The following is a 16925-nucleotide window of genomic DNA, read 5'->3' as shown; positions in this document are numbered from 1 at the left end:
GGCCGGGCGACAAAGCTTTCGGCAAGTAAGCCCGGCGGCCGCTCCCAGCACCGATTGCGCGGATCGGCTACAGTGGCCCCTTTGGCGCGGCCCGCCGCGCCCGCCGGCGCAACCGCCCGTTCCGGACACGCGAAACGGGCGCCACGCGCGGCGGTGCGGCGGACACGCGGATGATCCACCCCGACAAGCGAACCCTCCATGCCCGATCTGTCCGCCTTCCCGATCACGCAAAAATGGCCGGCCCAGCATCCCGACCGCCTGCAGCTCTACTCGCTGCCGACGCCGAACGGCGTCAAGGCGTCGATCATGCTCGAGGAAACCGGCCTGCCGTACGAGCCGCATCTCGTGCGCTTCGACACGAACGACCAGCTCTCGCCCGCGTTCCTGTCGCTGAACCCGAACAACAAGATCCCCGCGATCCTCGATCCGAACGGCCCGGACGGCAAGCCGCTCGCGCTGTTCGAATCCGGCGCGATCCTGATCTACCTCGCGGACAAGACAGGCCAGCTGATCCCGAAGGATCTCGCGGGCCGCTACGAGACGATCCAGTGGGTGATGTTCCAGATGGGCGGCATCGGCCCGATGTTCGGCCAGGTCGGCTTCTTCCACAAGTTCGCCGGCCGCGAATACGAGGACAAGCGTCCGCGCGACCGCTATGTCGACGAATCGAAGCGGCTGCTCGCGGTGCTCGACGCGCACCTCGCCAACCGCAAGTGGATGATGGGCGACACGTACACGATCGCCGACATCGCGATCTTCCCGTGGGTGCGCAACCTGGTCGGTTTCTACGAAGCGGGCGACCTGGTCGGCTTCAGCGAATTCCGCCACGTCGCGCGCGCGCTCGACGCGTTCGTCGCCCGCCCCGCTGTCGCACGCGGGCTCAATATCCCGGCGCGCAACTGATCCCTGCGGCCGGTGCGGCTGCCGCCGCGCCGGTCGCTGGCCATCGGTTGCCCCGCAGCCTTGCGCGATGCGCCGATGCGGTCGATCGAAGACCGCGAAGCCTGGTCGGCTATCGGCGTGAATCGGCGTGAATGCGCGGGCACAAACCCGCACCCGCCGATTCCGCCGCCTGCGCGACCGATGCCGCCTGCCCCGCCCCGAATCGCCGCGCAAATCACCGCCGCCAGCCTTCCGGCCACACGGCCGGACTAACCGATTCCACCGCCTGTCGCGCCCAACCCCGCGAGCAGCTTCCCGAGCAGCCGCGCGAGCTGCGCCGCTTCGGCATTCGACAGCGCTGCGAGCATCGCCTGCTGGTTCTCGATATGCGCGACCACCGCATCGTCGATCAGCACGCGGCCCGCATCCGTCAGCGCGACGAGCGTGCCGCGGCCATCGGCCGGATTCGGCCGGCGCTCGACCCAGCCCGCCTTCTGCAGCCGGTCGATGCGCGCCGTCATCCCGCCCGACGACATCATCAGCGCGTCGTACAGCGCGGTCGGTGTCATCGCGAACGGCGCGCCGCTGCGGCGCAGCGTCGCGAGCACGTCGAACTCCCCCGGCTGCATGCCGTAGCGCGCAAACAGCGGATTGAGACGGTCGCGCGCGATCACGAGCGCCGCTTCCTGCAGCCGCCCCATCACGAGCATCGACGACGCGTCGAGATCCGGACGTTCGTCGCGCCATTGCGCGACCGCCTGTGCGGCTCGATCCATTAACCCTCCTCGGCGAACAAGTTATCTTGACGTCGAGATAAATCAGCAATTATCTTGACGTCGAGACAATTTATACCAAAACGCGCGGCGCCCTGCCCGGATGCCGCTTTCGACTCCGAGGCCTCTCATGAAGAATCGTTTCAACTCACCCGGATGGCGGCTCGCCGCGATCGTGCTCGTCGGGCTGAACCTGCGCCCGGCGCTCGCGGCGGTCGGCCCGCTGCTCGACATGATCCAGCGCGCGACCGGCATCGGCGACAGCACCGCGAGCCTGCTCACGACGATCCCGATCCTGCTGATGGGGCTCGGCGCGCTGTGCGCGCGGCGCCTGCAGCGCGTGCCGGGAATCGCGGGCGGCGTGGGGATCGGCATCGTGCTGATCGGGCTGGCGTGCGCGGTGCGCGTCGGCGCGCAGCACGCGTGGCTGCTGCTCGCGAGCGCGTGCTGCGCGGGCGTCGGCATTGCGATGGTGCAGGCGCTGCTGCCCGGTTTCGTGAAAGCGAACTTCGCGACGCGCATCGGCGGCGTGATGGGCGTCTACTCGACGTCGATCATGGGCGGCGCGGTGCTTGCAAGCGTCGCCGCACCGCTCGTCGCGACGCGCTGGGGCTGGCTCGCGGCGCTCGCGTGCTGGACCGTGCCGGCCGTTGCGGCCGCATGCGCGTGGCCGGTCGCGAGCCGCGGCGGCGTGACGATCGCCGCGCCGTCGGCGCTGGCGTCACGGCCGTCGCGCTCCGCGCACGCGTGGCGGCTCGCGCTGTTCTTCGGGATCGCAACGGGCGCCTATACGCTGGTGCTCGCGTGGCTGCCGCCGTTCTACATGCGGCTCGGCTGGTCGCCCGCGGCGGCGGGCGGCTTGCTGGGCGGCGTCACGCTCGCGGAAGTCGTGGCCGGCCTCACCGTCTCGGCGACGATCGATCGCGTGCCCGACCGCCGGCCGGTGCTGGTTGCGGCAATCGCCGCGCTGTTCGTCGGGCTCGTGCTGATGCTCGTGGCGCCGGAAACGCTCGCGCTGCCCGCCGCGCTGCTGATGGGCGCGGGCATCGGCGCGCTGTTCCCGCTGTCGCTGATCGTCACGGTCGACCATGCGGCGACGCCGGCCGACGCGGCATCGCTGACGGGCTTCGTGCAGGGTGTCGGCTACCTGATCGCGGGCCTGTTCCCGTTCGCGGCGGGCGTCGTCCGCCAGCATCTCGCGGACCTGACGCCTGCGTGGATCGCGATGGCATGCCTGTGCATCGCGCTGTTCGCGCTCGCGGCCGGTTTCGCGCCGCAGGTCGCGCGGCGGGTTGCGCGCGCGTGATCGAGCGTGACATGACGGCCGACCTGCGCGTGCGGCGCGCGATCGGTGCGGCGCTGCGCTGCATGCCGTTGAGCCGGTCATGATTTGCAGTTCGAACAGTTGCCGGGTGTCGTCGCGTTGCGCAACACATTGACCGAATGGTTGTCGCCGGCGCGACGACGGCTGCCGGGCCCGCGCCGCGGCTTCTGACCGCCCGGCCCTACCCTTCGCTCGCGTACAGCGTCGAATCCGCGAACCCTTGCGCATCGAGCACGCGGCCGATCAGGATCAGCGCGGTGCGCTCGATGCGCGTGCCCGCGACCTTGCCGACGATGTCGGCGAGCGTGCCGACGACGCGTTCCTCGTCGGGCCAGCTCGCGCGATAGATCACCGCGACCGGGCAGTCGGGCCCGTAGTGCGGTAGCGCGTCGTCGACGATCTTCGCGAGATGGCGCACGCCGAGATGGATCGCGAGCGTCGCGCGATGCGCGGCGAGCGAACCGAACGTCTCGCCTTCGGGCATCGTCGTCTTGCCCGCGTAGCGCGTGAGGATCACCGTCTGCGCGATGCCGGGCAGCGTCAGTTCGCAGCCGAGCGTGGCGGCGCACGCGGCGGTGGCCGTCACCCCCGGCACGATCTCATATGGAATCCCGAGCGCCTTCAGACGGCGAATCTGTTCGCCGATCGCGCCGTACAGCGACGGATCGCCGGAATGCACGCGCGCGATGTCCTGCCCCTTCGCGTGCGCGTCGGCGAGCAGCGCAACGATCGCGTCGAGATCGAGTTCTGCCGTGTTGACAACCTGCTCCGCGCGATGGCCGTCGAGCACGGCCTCAGGCACGAGCGAGCCCGCGTACAGGATCACCGGACACGTGCGCACGAGGCGCTGGCCCTTCACCGTGATCAGCTCCGGGTCGCCGGGACCCGCGCCGATGAAATACACCGTCATTGAAACACTCCGTCAATTCATGTGCGGCCGGTGGCGCGCCATCACGCCCGTGCCGCCGGATCGAGCGCGTCGAGCGCAGCGAGCAACTCGGCGGCCGAGTCGAACGCGCGATCGACGTCCGGCAACGGCGGCCGGCGCAGCATCACGACCGGCAGCCGGCGCTCGCGCGCGACGTCGAGCTTCGCTTCGGTCGCGGCGCCGCCGCTGTTCTTGCTGACGACGACGTCGATGCCCGCGAGTGCGAACAGCGCCCGTTCGCCGTCGAGCGTAAACGGCCCGCGCGCGGCGACGATCTGCGCGCGCGCGTTGCCGGGATGCGGATCGAGACAGCGCACGAGCCAGAACTGGTGCACCGGTATCGCGTCGAGATGCGCGAGCGGTTCGCGGCCGAGCGTGAACAGCGGCCGGCGAAACGGCGCGAGCGCGGCCTCGATGCCGGCCCAGTCGTCGACCATCCGCCAGTCGTCGCCCGGCTGCGGCTGCCACGATGCGCGGCGCAGCGCCCAGCACCGCACGCCCGCGTCGCGCGCGGCGGCGGCCGCGTTCGCGCTGATGCGCGCCGCATACGGGTGGGTCGCGTCGATCACGAGGCCGATGCCGGCTTCGCGAAGATACGCGGCCAGCCCGGCCGCACCGCCGAAGCCGCCGACCCGCACTTCGCACGCGAGATCGGCCGGCACCTTGCCGAGCCCGGCGAGACTGTACACATGGCGCGGGCCGAGCGCGCGGGCGATCTTCAGCGCATCGCCGGTGCCGCCGAGCAGCAGGATCCGCGCGTTCATTGCGCGACTCCGACGAAGCGGCCCTGCCGGTCGATGGCGAACATCTCGAGCGCGACCGACGCGGGCACGATGTCGCGGGCGACGCGCAGCGCATGCGCGCACACGATGTCGCCGAGCGGCACGCCGTCCGCGTGTGCGAGCTTCAGCGCTTCCTGGCTCGTGTTCGCCGCGCGCATCGCGGCCTGCAGCGCGTCGCTCGCGCCGGCCTCCGCCGCCCATTGCGCGAGCAGCGGCAGGTCGATGCTCGAATGGCGGCTGTGCAGGTCGAGATGGCCGGCCGCCAGCTTGCTGAGCTTGCCGAAGCCGCCACACATGGAGACCCGCTCAATCGGCGCGCGCCGCAGGTGCTTCAGCACCGCACCCGCGAAATCGCCCATCTCGACCAGCGCCATGTCCGACAGGCGATAGTGCGCGCGCATCGCGTCCTCGCTTGCATTGCCCGTGCAGGCGGCGATGTGGCCGATTCCGTTCGCGCGTGCGACGTCGATGCCCTGGTGGATCGACGCGATATACGCGGAGCACGAGAACGGCCGCACGATGCCGGTCGTGCCGAGGATCGACAGTCCGCCGACGATGCCGAGCCGCGGGTTCATCGTCTTCAGCGCGAGCGCCTCGCCGCCTTCGACGCCGATCGTCACGTCGAAGCCGCCGGAATAACCGTGCTCGGCCGCGAATTCGGTCAAATGCGTTGTCATCATCTCGCGCGGCACCGGGTTGATCGCCGGTTCGCCGACCGGCAGCGTGAGCCCGGCACGCGTGACCGTGCCGACGCCCGGCCCCGCATGGAAGCGCACGCCGGGCGCCGCCGCGAGCGCAACGCGTGCGAACACCAGTGCGCCGTGCGTGACGTCCGGATCGTCGCCGGCGTCCTTGATCGTGCCGGCTTCGGCACCGTGTTCCGGGCTGCTACCCATGATCCGGCAGAACTCGAGCCGCATCACGACGCGCTGGCCCTTCGGCAACACGATCTCGACCGCGTCGTCCGCGATGCCGGTCAGCAGCAGACGCGCGGCGGCGAGCGACGTCGCGGTCGCGCAGCTTCCGGTCGTATAGCCGAAGCGCAGCGGTGCGGGCTGTTCGGGCGTTTCGTCGCGCATCACGTCGCGGGATTCGTGTCGTCGGGCGCAGGCTTGCGCACGTCGTACAGCGTGACCGGCAGCGCCTGCCGCCAGCTGTCGAAGCGGCCGAGCGGCTCGGCCTGCGCGAGCGACACGCGCGTGAGCGTGCCGCCATGTCCATCACGCCATCCGGCGAGCGCCATTTCACCTTGCAGCGTGACGGCATTCGCGACGAGCCGGCCGCCGGGTTTCAGCGCCGACCAGCATGCGTCGAGCACGCCGGGCACGGTCGCGCCGCCGCCGATGAAGATCGCGTCGGGCGCGGCGAGCCCCGCGAGCGCATCGGGCGCGCGCCCGGCGACGAGTTGCAGCCCCGGCACGCCGAGCGCATCGCGATTGTGTTCGATGTAGCGTTGCCGCTCCGCATGCGACTCGATCGCGATCGCCTGGCACGACGGATGCGCACGCATCCATTCGATGCCGATCGACCCGCAGCCGGCGCCGACATCCCACAGCAGCTCGCCGGGCGCGGGCGCGAGGCGCGCGAGCGTCATCGCGCGCATGTCGCGCTTGGTAAGCTGGCCGTCGTGGCGGTAGGCGTCGTCCGGCAGACCGGGGGTCAGCGCGCGCCGCGGCGCATCGGGCGCCGTGCGGCAGTCGAGCGCAACGAGGTTCAGCGCCGCGGTTTCGTCGACCGACCAGTCGTGCGCGAGCCCGTCGATGCGGCGCTCGAGCGGGCCGCCCAGATGTTCGAACACGCTGATCCGGCTCGGCCCGAAGCCGCGCGCGGTCAGTTCCGCCGCGACCGCCGCGGGCGTGCGGCCGTCCGCGCTCAGCACGAACAGGCGCCGCCCCGGCAGCAGATGCCGCGCGAGCGTCGCGAGCGGCCGGCCGACCAGCGACGCGGCGCCGACATCCTGCAGCGCCCAGCCGAGGCGTGCCGCGGCCAGCGACAGCGACGATGGCGCGGGCAGCACGCGCCATTCGCCGGGGGCAAGCTGGCGCGCGAGCGTCGCGCCGACGCCGAACAGCATCGGGTCGCCGCTCGCGAGCACGCAGACGGGCGAATGGCGCCGCGCGAGCACGCCGGCGAGATCGAACGGCGACGGCCACGGTTCGCGCGCGGCGCGCAGCCGCGCGGGCAGCATGTCGAGGTGCCGCGGCGCGCCGACGACGAGCGTCGCATCGAGCAACGCGCGGCGCGCGCTGCGCCCGAGCCCCGCGAAACCGTCGTCGCCGATTCCCACCACCGTCAGCCACGCCGTCATGCACCCTTCCCCATCGTTCGATTTCATCGTGTCGCCGCCAGCGGCCGTAAAGCCGCCGGCGCGTCCGTCCGTGTTGCGAAAGACGGCATGGTACCGTGTTCCACCGCGCGTTTCACCTGCGGGTCGGCACGGACCGGAAGCCCGGAACGGCAAGGTTCGCAAGCGGGTTGGCGGGCGTCGCGAACCGCCCGGAAAATCGGGTATCCTACGGCGTTCGTTCGCCGGTGCCCCTTCGGGGCCGAAGAGGGAACACAGGGCGCGTGCCGCGCTGCTGTGGCTGCCCCCGCAACTGTAGACAGCGAGCCCGCCTCCACCCGACGCCACTGGTTTTACCGGGAAGGCCTGGAGCGGGCGCCGACCTGCCAGCCAGGAGACCTGCCGGCCTGAAAGTGCGTGCGTGCCAGCCAGCATCGGGCGGGGTGTACCGATGCGTTGGCCGCGGCGCGACACTGTCCCGGTGCCCCGTTGAGTTCCGCCCCCGAATCGTTCCCGGTTTCGTCCCCTGCAACGCCTGCCGTGCGGCCGTCGGCCTGCCCGGGGCTCGTGCGCGTCGTCGCCGCGGCCGACGGCGGGCTGTGCCGGATCAAGCTGCCGGGTGGCCGGCTCGACACGGCGCAGGCGCGCGCGATAGCGGCCGTTGCGCGTGCGCACGGCTCCGGCGTGATCGAGGCGACCAACCGCGCGAATCTCCAGTTGCGCGGCATCCGCGACGGCGAAAGCGACGCACTCACCCGCGCGCTGCTCGACGCGGGGCTCGGCCCGCTCGTCGACGCCTGCGGCGATGTCGCCGAGCTCGCGGCGAGCGACGACGTCCGCAACCTGATGCTGAGCCCGCTTGGCGGGCGCGATCCCGCCGCGCTGATCGACAGCTGCGCGCTGGCCGCGCCGCTGCTCGACATGCTCGCGCGCGAGCCACGCCGGTTCGAACTGTCGCCGAAATTCGCGATCCAGCTCGACGGCGGCGAGGCCGTCGCCGCGCTCGATCATCCGCACGATATCTGGCTCGCGGCGTGGCGTCGCGGCGACGGCGCGGTGCGCATCGCGGCCGGGCTCGCCGGCTGTCCGCCCGTGGCGCGCGGCGATGCGCCTGCCGTCGTCGACGTTTCGCCTGAGGAAACCGTCGCGCTCGTTCGCGCGCTGCTGCTCGCGTTCGTCGACCTCGCGCCGGCCGACGTGTCGCGGATGCGCGCGTTGCTGGCGACATGCGGCGCCCAGGCGCTGCTCGAGCGCGCGCAAACCTATGTTCCGTTTCCGCTTGCAGCCGATCCCGCGCTTTCCGACTGGCGGCGTGCGTCGTCCGATTTCGCGTTGCGCTTCGGTGCCCGTGCGTCGAACGATGCGGGCCGCTGCAGCGTCGGCGTGCAGTTCGCGCTCGGCCGTCTCGACGCTGCGCGGCTCGACGCGCTCGCAGCGCTGGCCGACGCGCATGGCGACTGCACGCTGTCGATGACGCCGTGGCAAGGCGTGTTCGTCCACGGCGTCGCGACGGCCGATGCGCACGCGGTGTGCGATGCGCTCGCCGCGCTCGGTCTTGTCGTGTCGCCGGCCGATCCGCTCGCACGGCTCGCCGCGTGCTCGGGCAGCGCCGGATGCGCGAAAGCGCGCGCCGACACGAAGCGCGACGCGCTCGCACTTGCCGAACGCGTCGGGCATGTGCTCGACGCGCACCTGACCGGCTGCGAGCGCCACTGCGCGCTGCCGCGCGCCGCGGAGCACACGCTCGTCGCGGTCGCGCCGGCGCACTACGACCTGTACCGGCGCGAAGACGCAGCGGGCCTCGGCACCCTGCTCGCGCGCCATTTGACGATCGACCAAGCCGCGGCCCGACTGGGCGATGCGCGGCAAAGCCAGGACTTCAACGATGCTTGACTACATTCGCGACGGGCAGGAAATCTACCGCCAGTCGTTCGCGACGATCCGCGCCGAGGCCGACCTGTCGCGCATCCCGCCCGACCTCGAGAAACTCGCGGTACGCGTGATCCACGCGTGCGGGATGGTCGATGTCGTCGACGACCTGCGGTTTTCCGCGGGCGCGGGCAATGCGGGCCGCTCGGCGCTGGCCGCCGGCGCGCCGATCCTCTGCGACGCGAAAATGGTGGCCGAAGGGATCACACGCGCGCGGCTGCCGGCCGGCAACCGCGTGCTGTGCACGCTCGGCGAACCCGAGGTGCCTGATCTCGCCCGACAGCTTGGCAACACGCGCTCGGCCGCCGCGCTCGAACTGTGGCGGCCGCACCTCGCGGGCAGCGTCGTCGTGATCGGCAACGCGCCGACCGCGCTGTTCCACCTGCTCGACATGCTCGACGCCGGTGCGCCGCGCCCCGCGCTGATCGTCGGTTTCCCGGTCGGTTTCATCGGCGCGGCCGAATCGAAGGCGCTGCTCGCGGCCGACAGCCGCGGCGTGCCGTACGTCGCGCTGCTCGGCCGGCGCGGCGGCAGCGCGATGGCAGCCGCCGCCGTCAACGCACTTGCGACGGAGGTCGAATGACGGCCGCGCGCGGACGCCTGTTCGGCCTCGGCGTCGGCCCGGGCGACCCCGAACTGATGACGCTGAAGGCGCTGCGCCTGCTGCAGGCCGCGCCGGTGGTCGCGTATTTCGTCGCGAAGGGCAAGAAAGGCAATGCGTACGGGATCGTCGAGGCGCATCTGCTCGACACGCAGGTGCAGTTGCCGCTCGTCTACCCGGTGACGACCGAAGCGCTGCCGCCGCCGCTCTGCTACGAGACCGTGATCGCCGATTTCTACGACACGGCCGCCGATGTCGTCGCCGCGCATCTCGATGCGGGCCGCGACGTCGCGGTGATCTGCGAAGGCGATCCGTTCTTCTACGGCTCGTACATGTACCTGCACGACCGCCTCGCGCCGCGCTACGACACCGAAGTCGTGCCGGGCGTGTGCTCGATGCTCGGCGGCACGGCCGTGCTCGGCCAGCCGCTCGTGTACCGCAACCAGAGCCTGTCGGTGCTGTCCGGCGTGCTGCCCGAGGACGAGCTGCGCACGCGGCTCGCGCAGGCCGACGCGGCGGTGATCATGAAGCTCGGCCGCAATTTCGACAAGGTGCGCCGCGTGCTCGACGCGCTCGGCCTCGCCAAGCGTGCGCTGTACGTCGAGCGCGCGACGATGGCGAACCAGCGCATCGTGCCGCTCGACGACGTCGATCCGATGGCGTCGCCGTATTTTTCGCTGCTCGTCGTGCCGGGGGAAAAATGGCAAGGATGACGACCCCGCCCGCGATCGTGATCCTCGGTGCGGGCGCACTCGACACCGCGCGGCGCATCCAGGCGCGCTATCCGGGCGCGCTGGTGCACGCGCTCGCGTCGCGTGTCGCGGCCGACGTGTCGTTCGACGAACTCGGCGCGCACTTGCGCGAGCTGTACGCGCGCGGCATGCCGATCGTCGCGCTGTGCGCGGCCGGCATCGTGATCCGCTGCGTCGCGCCGGCGCTGACCGACAAGGGCGTCGAGCCGCCGGTGCTCGCGGTCGCGGAGGACGGCTCGGCCGTCGTGCCGCTGCTCGGCGGCCTCACCGGCGTGAACGCGATCGCGCGCGAGCTGGCCGACTGGCTCGGCGTCGCGCCGGCGATCACGACGAGCGGCGAGCTGCGCTTCGGCGCGTGCGTGCTCAATCCGCCCGACGGCTATGCGCTCGCGGATCTGTCGCAGGGCAAGCGCTTCGTGTCCGACCTGCTGGCCGGCGCGTCGACGCGCGTCGACGGCGCCGCGCCGTGGCTCGACGATGTCGCGCTGCCGCGCGACGACGCGGCCGCGCATGCGATTCGCGTGACGCCGCTCGCGTGGCGCGGCGCGCGCGACGAACTCGTGATCCATCCGCGCAGTGTCGTGATCGGCATCGGTGCGCAACACGCCGCAACGGACCTGCCGCTCGATGCGCGCGTGAACGCGCTGCTGGACGCACACGGGCTCGCGCCGCAGGCGCTGGCCGCCATCGTCGCGCCGGCCGATGCGATCGGCGATGCCGCGCTCGAAGCGGCGGCGGACGCGTTGAGTGTGCCGCTGCGTTTCGTTGATTTCGTCGACTCCGTCGACTCCATCGATGCAGAAGCCGACGCCACCGCCGTGCTGCAACGTGCGCTGCGCGTGCCGCATACGTTGCGGGAAGCGCACGAAGCACATACCGGCCTGGCCTGCGCGGTCGCCACGCAACCCGTCGATCCCGCGACGCTCGGCCGCGCGCGCGGCCGCCTGACCGTGCTCGGCCTCGGCCCCGGCAGCGCCGCGTGGCTAACGCCCGCCGCGCGCACGGCGCTCGCGGAGGCAACCGACATCCTCGGCTACACGACCTACGTGAACATGGCCGGGCCGTTCCGCGCGGACCAGCGCGTGCACGGCACCGACAACCGCGAGGAGATGCAGCGCGCGCGCCATGCGTTCGAGCTGGCAGCCGGTGGCCTGCACGTCGCGGTCGTGTCGTCGGGCGACCCGGGCGTGTTCGCGATGGCCGCCGCGGTGCTCGAAGCGCTCGACGAAGCGCGCGACCCGCGCTGGGCGGCGGTCGACTTGCGCATCGAGCCCGGCGTGTCGGCGTCGCTCGCGACCGCGGCGCAGGCTGGCGCGCCGCTCGGCCACGACTTCTGCGTGATCTCGCTGTCGGACAACCTGAAGCCGTGGGACGTGATCGAGACACGCCTCGCGCATGCGGCCGAGGCCGATCTGGTGATGGCGTTCTACAACCCGATCTCGCGCGCGCGGCCGTGGCAGCTCGACCGCGCGCTCGACGTCGTGCGCGCACATCGCGCGGCCGACACCGTCGTCGTGCTCGGCCGCGACATCGGCCGCCCCGGCGCGACGCTCGTCAACACGACGCTCGGCGCGCTACGCTCGGACCAGGTCGACATGCGCACGATGGTGATCGTCGGCTCGTCGACGACACGGCGTTTTGCCGTCGGCAACGGACGGGACTGGGTCTATACGCCGCGCTGGTATCGCTGAGCGCCGCTCGGGACAAATGCGCCGCCGCGTATCGAAACGATGTCGAATCGGCAGGATCATCCGGCCGGTGCGGTTGTCGGTCTTGCGGGGCGGCGGCCCGCGCCGCGCCAATCCCGTGCGTGCTAGGCCAGCAGCCGCACCTTCGCGTCGACGAGCGTGCCCGGACAGGTATCGGCGTTTTGCCAGCCCTATCGATCGCGACCGGGTTGCCGGAATGCACCGCCGTTCGCTAAGCTTGCGGTCGCACGCCTTCCCCACGAGTCGGAGACTTCATGAAACGCATGCTGCTGGTCGCCGCCGCGCTCGCATCGACGCTGGGCGTCGCACACGCGCAGACCTACCGATTCGGCGAAGGGCAAACCCAGCCGCAAAGCACCGCGCAGCCGGCGCAACCCGCGCCGCTGCCGGGCGCCACCGAGGTTGCGCCGCTGCCGCAGGGTGCGGTGCCGGAAGCACGTCCCGCGTCGCGGCGACACCACGTGAGCCCGCATCGGCGCCATTACCGGCATGCGGTTCACAAACGCAGGCACGCGCGACACGTCAGGCATGCGCGGCACGGAACCTACCGGCACACGTGATGCGGCGGCTCATGCAGTGCAGTCGGCCTGCGCGTGAATGTTCACGCGGCCGACACACTCGAGTCACATTGATCGAGGCGTCATGATCCCGTTCGGATGACGAACGATCTGCACCTGACAAATCCGCGTGAATTCATCTATGCTTGCGGCAACACTTCGACACCCATGAGCTCGCGAACCGACACCTCTTCTTCGCTCGTCAAGGAACGGGCGACCATCGTGTGCCGCCAGGGCAGGCGCGTGCTGCTGGTCGCGCGAACGGCGGCGCGCTGGTCGTTGCCAGGCGGCTCGATCAAGCGCGGCGAAACGCCGTTGGAGGCGGCGCATCGGGAATTGTCGGAGGAAACGGCGCTGGTTGGGCTCGCGCTGACCTACGCGGTCCAGTTCGGCGGCCTCGCGAAGCTGCACCACGTATTCGTCACCGAGGTTCCTGTTGACCTGGAGCCGCGTGCGCGCAACGAGATCGTCCATTGCAAGTGGTTTGCGCCCGACCGCCTGGAGGCGCTGCGCGCCAGCATTCCGACACTGAAAATCATCGAGTTGCTACAGATCGACCGAACGTTCACGACGATGCACGCCGAGGCCGTCTGACGCCGTTCGCCGGAAATCCGTTGCCGCGCGCGTTCCCGATGCCGCGCACCCCTAGCGAGCCCGACATGAACAGCACGTACACCTATCGCGGGTACACGATCGAAGTCCGCTGCGAACATCATCCGGCCGGCGACGCCGGCGCGACCGCGCTCGCGCCCGGCTACGTCGCCGTCGTGCAGGTGCGCGAGGGCGACACATCGTCGATCTTCTTCTCGCCGGTGCGCCTGTCCGACGATACCGGGAAACCGTTCGCCGACACGCTGGATGCCCTCAGTGCCGGACGCGCCGCCGGGGAGATCATCGTCGACGATCTGCTGACGAACTAGTCGTTCCTTTGAATCGGGCGTGTCGCACCCTTCTTTCCGACGGCTCAATATATCCAGCCATAAATCCGTCAAGCCGTCGGGGCACGGAATATTCGTGATGCCGCAGGCCCGTGTTGCGGAGGACCGGGAGCGCAGGAATCCGCCGCGCTACGCCTGCAGCCGCGTCATGCTGGGCGCCGCGCCAGTCCACCGCTTGTAGGCTTGCGAAAACGACGACACGTCGCTGAACCCCAGTTCCTGCGCAATCTCCTTCATCGACAGGCGTCCCTCGACGATCAGCGCCTGTGCCCTTGCCTTGCGCACGGCATTCGATATGTCCCGGAAGCAGGCGCCCTCCTCCTGGAGCCTGCGTTTGAGCGTGCGCTCGCTCGTGTTGAGCAGCGCCGCGATGTCCTTCAGCTGCGGCGGGCTGTCGAACGTGTGCGTGGCCAGGTATTCGTTCAGGAAGGACACGATATCGAGGCGGGTCCGCCGGCGCGCGAGCAACTCGGCGCACATGCGCTCGCACATCGCCGCGGTGGCGGCATTCGCCTGCGGCAACGGCCGCTCGAGGCGGGCATGCTCGAAGGTGATCGCGTTCGCGCGCTGGCCATACCGGACCTTGGCGCCCAGCACTTGATTCTTGCCGCCGGGCTCACCGTCGCAAGCGAGGTCGAATGCGGCAAGTCCGAATTCGCTGCCGATCACGTCGCGCAGCACCCGGCAGGTGGCGCCCATGGCCCGGCCGACAAAGAAGCGCTGCAGCGCCGCGGACAGCTCCGGCGAAGGCTCGAACGTGATCACGTCGTGCTGCCCGGCGCGGCGGTATGCCATCCCGACATAGGTATAGGTCAGCGCCAGATAGCGGCCTGCGAGCGCAATGGCGTCCATGCCCGTCGCGCTGCTCAGCAGGCCGTACCCGAGCAGCCCGTAGGCCGACAGCTGGTACGACAGGCCGACCTTCAGGCCCAGATCGGCTTCGTGCCCGGTGAGCGTCAACAGGTTCGACGCAACGGTCATCTCCTGCCCGGCCAGCACCGTGAAGTCGGGGTCGGCGAGTTGCTTCAGCGTGAGTTGCGAGCCTTTGAGCAACGCCGACGGCGAGATCTTGCGGCTGCGTCCGTACGCGATCATGAGCAGGACGGAAGCCGGGCTGCGTGCAAAATTCCAGACATTCATCGGGCGCCTCGCCATGGATGTTGGCCTAGATTCTAAAGCGGTTGGCCTGCCCCAACATGGATCACGAACGGCCGCCGGACGAAGATGACGGACATCGAAGCCACCCCGATCAACCCGACCGAGCCACCCGCCATGCCGAAGACCTACGCAAGCCAGCCTGTCTGGCGCGACATGCAGAAGTTTCTCCCGCCCGAGTTCCAGTGGAATGGCGATCGGCTACCACGCGAGGAATGGTGGAACTGGCATGGCCATTGCCTCCATCTCGACACGTACCGCAACCCGCAGGCGAAGGTGAAGGTGATCCTGTTCCACGGTGTCGGCACCAACGGGCGGCAGATGTCGATGATCCTGGGCGAGCAACTGGCGCGGCGCGGCTACGAGACGATCGCGGTCGACATGCCCGAATACGGGATGACCGAGGTGGGCAAAGGCGCGCTGATCCGTTACGACGACTGGGTGCGCGCGGGCAGCGATCTCGTCGATGCGGAGCGGGCGCGGGACAGCCGCCCCATCGTGCTCTACGGACTGAGCGCGGGCGGCATGCTCACGTATCACGTGGCCGCGATGAACCGCAACGTGAAGGGCATCGTCGGCATGACCTTTCTCGACCAGCGCCTTCAACAGGTGCGTGACGAGACCGCGCGCAATCTGTTCATGAGCCGCGTCGGCGGCCCGATGGTGAGCATCGGCGCGATGACGCCGCTGAAGGCCCTGCGCATCCCGATGTCATTGGCGAGCAAGATGTCCGCGCTGGTCAACAACGAGGCCGCGCTGAAGGTGTGGCTGTCCGACAGGCGCTCCGCGGGCAATGCGATGACGATGGCCTTTCTCGGCTCCTATGTGTCGTATCGGCCGGCGGTCGAGCCGGACGAATTCGACGTCTGCCCGATCCTGCTGACCCAGCCCGCGGCGGACCGCTGGACGCCCCTGCACCTCAGCGAACCGTTCCTCGGACGCGTCAGGAAAGTACCGGTGACGGTCGTCATGCTCGAGAACGCCGGGCACTATCCGCTCGAGCAACCGGGGCTCTCGCAGATGGTCGATACGATCGACTCGTTCTATCGGGACGCGACGGCCCGGTCATCCGGGCTCGGCGCGCTTCCGTAACCGGGATGGGTGGTCTTGTCGTGCGACGCCTGAGCGACGGACGACCCTGCATGCGTGAAGAGGCCCGATTTCCAGATCATCTGGGCTGCCGCAACGAGCACGAACAGCAGCACGACCCTCCTGAATGTCCTTGGGGGCATCTTGTCGCGCAGCGGGCGAACCATCCACATTCCGGCGAGGGCCGGCAGGCTGGCAGCCGCCGAAACCGCGAGGTCGGCGCCGCTTGCGTGCGCAGCGCCGTTGAACGTCGTGATCAGCGTGACGATCGACACCACCAGGATGATCGCAATCTGCTTCGTAAATACGCGTCCCGTCGCGCCGGACGAAATCAGGTAAGTCGCGAGCAGCGGGCCCGGGACCGATGCGATGCTTTCCATCAGCGCGGCGCCAAACCCGAGCGCAAAACCGACCGGTTTTTGCCACGCTTGCGGCAGATTGAGCTTCGGCGAGCAGAGCATGAGCGTCGCGGCCACGATCAACAGTGCGCCAGACGCGGCTTGAGCGTGCCTCGCATTGAGGGAAAGGAGGATGGCGACGCCGACGACGTTGCCGAGAACGGTGCCCGCGATCGGCGCGGCGATCCGCCGTGCCGTCGCCAGTATCTCGCCGCCTTCCAGCGCCTGCGGAATGTTGCCCAGGATGATCGGCATCGACAGCAGCAGCACCGCATGCCTGATCGGCAGGAACTGACTCAGTATCGGCATGGCGACGAGCGGCACACCGATGCCCGTGACGCCCTTGACCATGCCGCCCAACAACAGGGCGACGGCGATGCCGGCCAGATCGAAGAGGTCGAGCTGCTGCAGGCTGGAGACCAACACACCTTCGGCGAGATTGAAGTGGATCATTGGGCAGTATGTCGAGCCATGACTGGCAGTGAGCGTGGGCGGTGGCCGCCGCCATCTTACCCGAGCGCAGCACAGCTCATTCGGGCCAGGCGCTTCGCGGGCCGGCTTTTTTAATGGTCGTATAAAAAATTTCGACAACTCCGGCCATTGCCGATTCAAGCAACACCGGTTCCAACAGGGCGGCACCCATATATTCCTCGACGATCAAATAACATTTCATTTCAAAACGATTGCATTGCCATGAGGGAAAATTGAAATCCATCAAGTGCTGATCTATGCTCTATCGACAGAATGAAATCATCGTTCACCTCGCTGTGAACTTTCTCGTGTCCGGGGGTAGTGTAGTTAACTAATACGAATGGCGACTATCG

At 69.6% G+C, this 16925-nt stretch carries 18 protein-coding genes and 1 riboswitch; of the genes, 10 read left to right on the top strand and 8 right to left on the bottom strand.

The window, feature by feature from the left end; all coding sequences use genetic code 11:
• Positions 1–198: 198 nt before the first annotated feature.
• Complete coding sequence (locus ACV22Z_RS07840) at positions 199–903, top strand: glutathione S-transferase N-terminal domain-containing protein (RefSeq protein ID WP_448075737.1); 705 nt, start codon at positions 199–201, stop codon at positions 901–903.
• Positions 904–1151: 248 nt separating this feature from the next.
• On the opposite strand, the gene ACV22Z_RS07835 is transcribed toward ACV22Z_RS07840, so the two are convergent.
• Entirely contained in the window at positions 1152–1658 is a 507-nt protein-coding gene (locus ACV22Z_RS07835) for a MarR family winged helix-turn-helix transcriptional regulator (protein ID WP_448075736.1), read from the bottom strand.
• 127 nt (positions 1659–1785) lie between these two features.
• On the opposite strand from ACV22Z_RS07835, the gene ACV22Z_RS07830 reads away from it, so the two are divergent.
• Positions 1786–2961: an MFS transporter gene (locus ACV22Z_RS07830; RefSeq protein WP_448075735.1), complete on the top strand. Its 1176-nt coding sequence runs from the start codon at positions 1786–1788 to the stop codon at positions 2959–2961.
• A 199-nt stretch (positions 2962–3160) separates the two neighbouring features.
• Here ACV22Z_RS07830 and cobM read toward each other — a convergent pair whose 3' ends face one another.
• From cobM to cbiE, 4 genes are read right to left on the bottom strand one after another with little or no spacing between them, the layout of a single operon-like run.
• The gene (gene cobM, locus ACV22Z_RS07825) at positions 3161–3889 is read right to left on the bottom strand and encodes a precorrin-4 C(11)-methyltransferase (RefSeq protein ID WP_448075734.1); all 729 of its coding nucleotides are present in this window, start codon (positions 3887–3889) and stop codon (positions 3161–3163) included.
• A gap of 41 nt (positions 3890–3930) precedes the next feature.
• The gene (locus ACV22Z_RS07820) at positions 3931–4671 is read right to left on the bottom strand and encodes a cobalt-precorrin-6A reductase (protein WP_448075733.1); all 741 of its coding nucleotides are present in this window, start codon (positions 4669–4671) and stop codon (positions 3931–3933) included.
• Complete coding sequence (locus tag ACV22Z_RS07815; RefSeq protein ID WP_448075835.1) at positions 4668–5768, bottom strand: cobalt-precorrin-5B (C(1))-methyltransferase; 1101 nt, start codon at positions 5766–5768, stop codon at positions 4668–4670. Before ACV22Z_RS07815 ends, ACV22Z_RS07820 begins: the two co-directional genes overlap by 4 nt.
• Positions 5768–6997, bottom strand: coding sequence for a precorrin-6y C5,15-methyltransferase (decarboxylating) subunit CbiE (cbiE, locus tag ACV22Z_RS07810; RefSeq protein ID WP_448075834.1), 1230 nt, complete (start codon positions 6995–6997; stop codon positions 5768–5770). The genes ACV22Z_RS07815 and cbiE overlap by 1 nt, the downstream gene beginning before the upstream one ends.
• A gap of 205 nt (positions 6998–7202) precedes the next feature.
• Positions 7203–7394: riboswitch (cobalamin riboswitch) on the top strand.
• A gap of 68 nt (positions 7395–7462) precedes the next feature.
• Here cbiE and cobG point away from each other — a divergent pair.
• The 7 genes from cobG to ACV22Z_RS07775 all read left to right on the top strand — a co-directional run bounded on the left by cobG (position 7463) and on the right by ACV22Z_RS07775 (position 13441).
• The gene (cobG, locus tag ACV22Z_RS07805) at positions 7463–8866 is read left to right on the top strand and encodes a precorrin-3B synthase (RefSeq protein ID WP_448075732.1); all 1404 of its coding nucleotides are present in this window, start codon (positions 7463–7465) and stop codon (positions 8864–8866) included.
• Complete coding sequence (locus tag ACV22Z_RS07800) at positions 8859–9485, top strand: precorrin-8X methylmutase (protein WP_448075731.1); 627 nt, start codon at positions 8859–8861, stop codon at positions 9483–9485. Before cobG ends, ACV22Z_RS07800 begins: the two co-directional genes overlap by 8 nt.
• Positions 9482–10216: a precorrin-2 C(20)-methyltransferase gene (locus ACV22Z_RS07795; RefSeq protein ID WP_448075730.1), complete on the top strand. Its 735-nt coding sequence runs from the start codon at positions 9482–9484 to the stop codon at positions 10214–10216. The genes ACV22Z_RS07800 and ACV22Z_RS07795 overlap by 4 nt, the downstream gene beginning before the upstream one ends.
• The gene (cobJ, locus tag ACV22Z_RS07790) at positions 10213–11946 is read left to right on the top strand and encodes a precorrin-3B C(17)-methyltransferase (protein WP_448075729.1); all 1734 of its coding nucleotides are present in this window, start codon (positions 10213–10215) and stop codon (positions 11944–11946) included. Before ACV22Z_RS07795 ends, cobJ begins: the two co-directional genes overlap by 4 nt.
• A 272-nt stretch (positions 11947–12218) precedes the next feature.
• A complete protein-coding gene (locus tag ACV22Z_RS07785) occupies positions 12219–12524 on the top strand; it encodes a hypothetical protein (protein ID WP_448075728.1) in 306 nt (101 codons plus the stop codon).
• A gap of 165 nt (positions 12525–12689) precedes the next feature.
• Positions 12690–13115 carry an NUDIX hydrolase gene (locus ACV22Z_RS07780; protein WP_448075833.1) on the top strand — a complete coding sequence of 142 codons (426 nt, stop codon included), beginning with the start codon at positions 12690–12692 and terminating at the stop codon, positions 13113–13115.
• A 65-nt stretch (positions 13116–13180) separates the two neighbouring features.
• Positions 13181–13441, top strand: coding sequence for a hydrogenase maturation factor (locus ACV22Z_RS07775; protein WP_448075727.1), 261 nt, complete (start codon positions 13181–13183; stop codon positions 13439–13441).
• Between the two features lie 147 nt (positions 13442–13588).
• Here ACV22Z_RS07775 and ACV22Z_RS07770 read toward each other — a convergent pair whose 3' ends face one another.
• Positions 13589–14599: an AraC family transcriptional regulator gene (locus ACV22Z_RS07770; protein ID WP_448075726.1), complete on the bottom strand. Its 1011-nt coding sequence runs from the start codon at positions 14597–14599 to the stop codon at positions 13589–13591.
• A gap of 84 nt (positions 14600–14683) precedes the next feature.
• Between ACV22Z_RS07770 and ACV22Z_RS07765 the strand changes: the two genes are divergently transcribed.
• On the top strand, positions 14684–15706 hold the full coding sequence (locus tag ACV22Z_RS07765; RefSeq protein ID WP_448075725.1) for an alpha/beta hydrolase: 1023 nt from the start codon (positions 14684–14686) through the stop codon (positions 15704–15706).
• Here the strand turns inward: ACV22Z_RS07765 and ACV22Z_RS07760 are convergent.
• The gene (locus ACV22Z_RS07760; RefSeq protein ID WP_448075724.1) at positions 15658–16554 is read right to left on the bottom strand and encodes a sulfite exporter TauE/SafE family protein; all 897 of its coding nucleotides are present in this window, start codon (positions 16552–16554) and stop codon (positions 15658–15660) included. The two genes, ACV22Z_RS07765 and ACV22Z_RS07760, sit on opposite strands and share 49 nt — an antisense overlap.
• A 76-nt stretch (positions 16555–16630) precedes the next feature.
• Complete coding sequence (locus ACV22Z_RS07755; RefSeq protein ID WP_448075723.1) at positions 16631–16816, bottom strand: hypothetical protein; 186 nt, start codon at positions 16814–16816, stop codon at positions 16631–16633.
• Positions 16817–16925 lie beyond the last annotated feature (109 nt).

The organism is Burkholderia sp. PU8-34, from assembly GCF_053427725.1.
This window is presented reverse-complemented; position numbering and strand designations above follow the sequence as displayed.

What these genes read in the sequence shown, in the direction of transcription:
- ACV22Z_RS07840 (WP_448075737.1), top strand. Translation starts at nt 199, where the DNA reads ATGCCCGATCTGTCCGCCTTCCCGATCACGCAAAAATGGCCGGCCCAG.
- ACV22Z_RS07835 (WP_448075736.1), bottom strand. Translation starts at nt 1,658, where the DNA reads ATGGATCGAGCCGCACAGGCGGTCGCGCAATGGCGCGACGAACGTCCG.
- ACV22Z_RS07830 (WP_448075735.1), top strand. Translation starts at nt 1,786, where the DNA reads ATGAAGAATCGTTTCAACTCACCCGGATGGCGGCTCGCCGCGATCGTG.
- cobM (WP_448075734.1), bottom strand. Translation starts at nt 3,889, where the DNA reads ATGACGGTGTATTTCATCGGCGCGGGTCCCGGCGACCCGGAGCTGATC.
- ACV22Z_RS07820 (WP_448075733.1), bottom strand. Translation starts at nt 4,671, where the DNA reads ATGAACGCGCGGATCCTGCTGCTCGGCGGCACCGGCGATGCGCTGAAG.
- ACV22Z_RS07815 (WP_448075835.1), bottom strand. Translation starts at nt 5,768, where the DNA reads ATGCGCGACGAAACGCCCGAACAGCCCGCACCGCTGCGCTTCGGCTAT.
- cbiE (WP_448075834.1), bottom strand. Translation starts at nt 6,997, where the DNA reads ATGACGGCGTGGCTGACGGTGGTGGGAATCGGCGACGACGGTTTCGCG.
- ACV22Z_RS07800 (WP_448075731.1), top strand. Translation starts at nt 8,859, where the DNA reads ATGCTTGACTACATTCGCGACGGGCAGGAAATCTACCGCCAGTCGTTC.
- ACV22Z_RS07795 (WP_448075730.1), top strand. Translation starts at nt 9,482, where the DNA reads ATGACGGCCGCGCGCGGACGCCTGTTCGGCCTCGGCGTCGGCCCGGGC.
- cobJ (WP_448075729.1), top strand. Translation starts at nt 10,213, where the DNA reads ATGACGACCCCGCCCGCGATCGTGATCCTCGGTGCGGGCGCACTCGAC.
- ACV22Z_RS07785 (WP_448075728.1), top strand. Translation starts at nt 12,219, where the DNA reads ATGAAACGCATGCTGCTGGTCGCCGCCGCGCTCGCATCGACGCTGGGC.
- ACV22Z_RS07780 (WP_448075833.1), top strand. Translation starts at nt 12,690, where the DNA reads ATGAGCTCGCGAACCGACACCTCTTCTTCGCTCGTCAAGGAACGGGCG.
- ACV22Z_RS07775 (WP_448075727.1), top strand. Translation starts at nt 13,181, where the DNA reads ATGAACAGCACGTACACCTATCGCGGGTACACGATCGAAGTCCGCTGC.
- ACV22Z_RS07770 (WP_448075726.1), bottom strand. Translation starts at nt 14,599, where the DNA reads ATGAATGTCTGGAATTTTGCACGCAGCCCGGCTTCCGTCCTGCTCATG.
- ACV22Z_RS07765 (WP_448075725.1), top strand. Translation starts at nt 14,684, where the DNA reads ATGACGGACATCGAAGCCACCCCGATCAACCCGACCGAGCCACCCGCC.
- ACV22Z_RS07760 (WP_448075724.1), bottom strand. Translation starts at nt 16,554, where the DNA reads ATGATCCACTTCAATCTCGCCGAAGGTGTGTTGGTCTCCAGCCTGCAG.
- ACV22Z_RS07755 (WP_448075723.1), bottom strand. Translation starts at nt 16,816, where the DNA reads ATGGATTTCAATTTTCCCTCATGGCAATGCAATCGTTTTGAAATGAAA.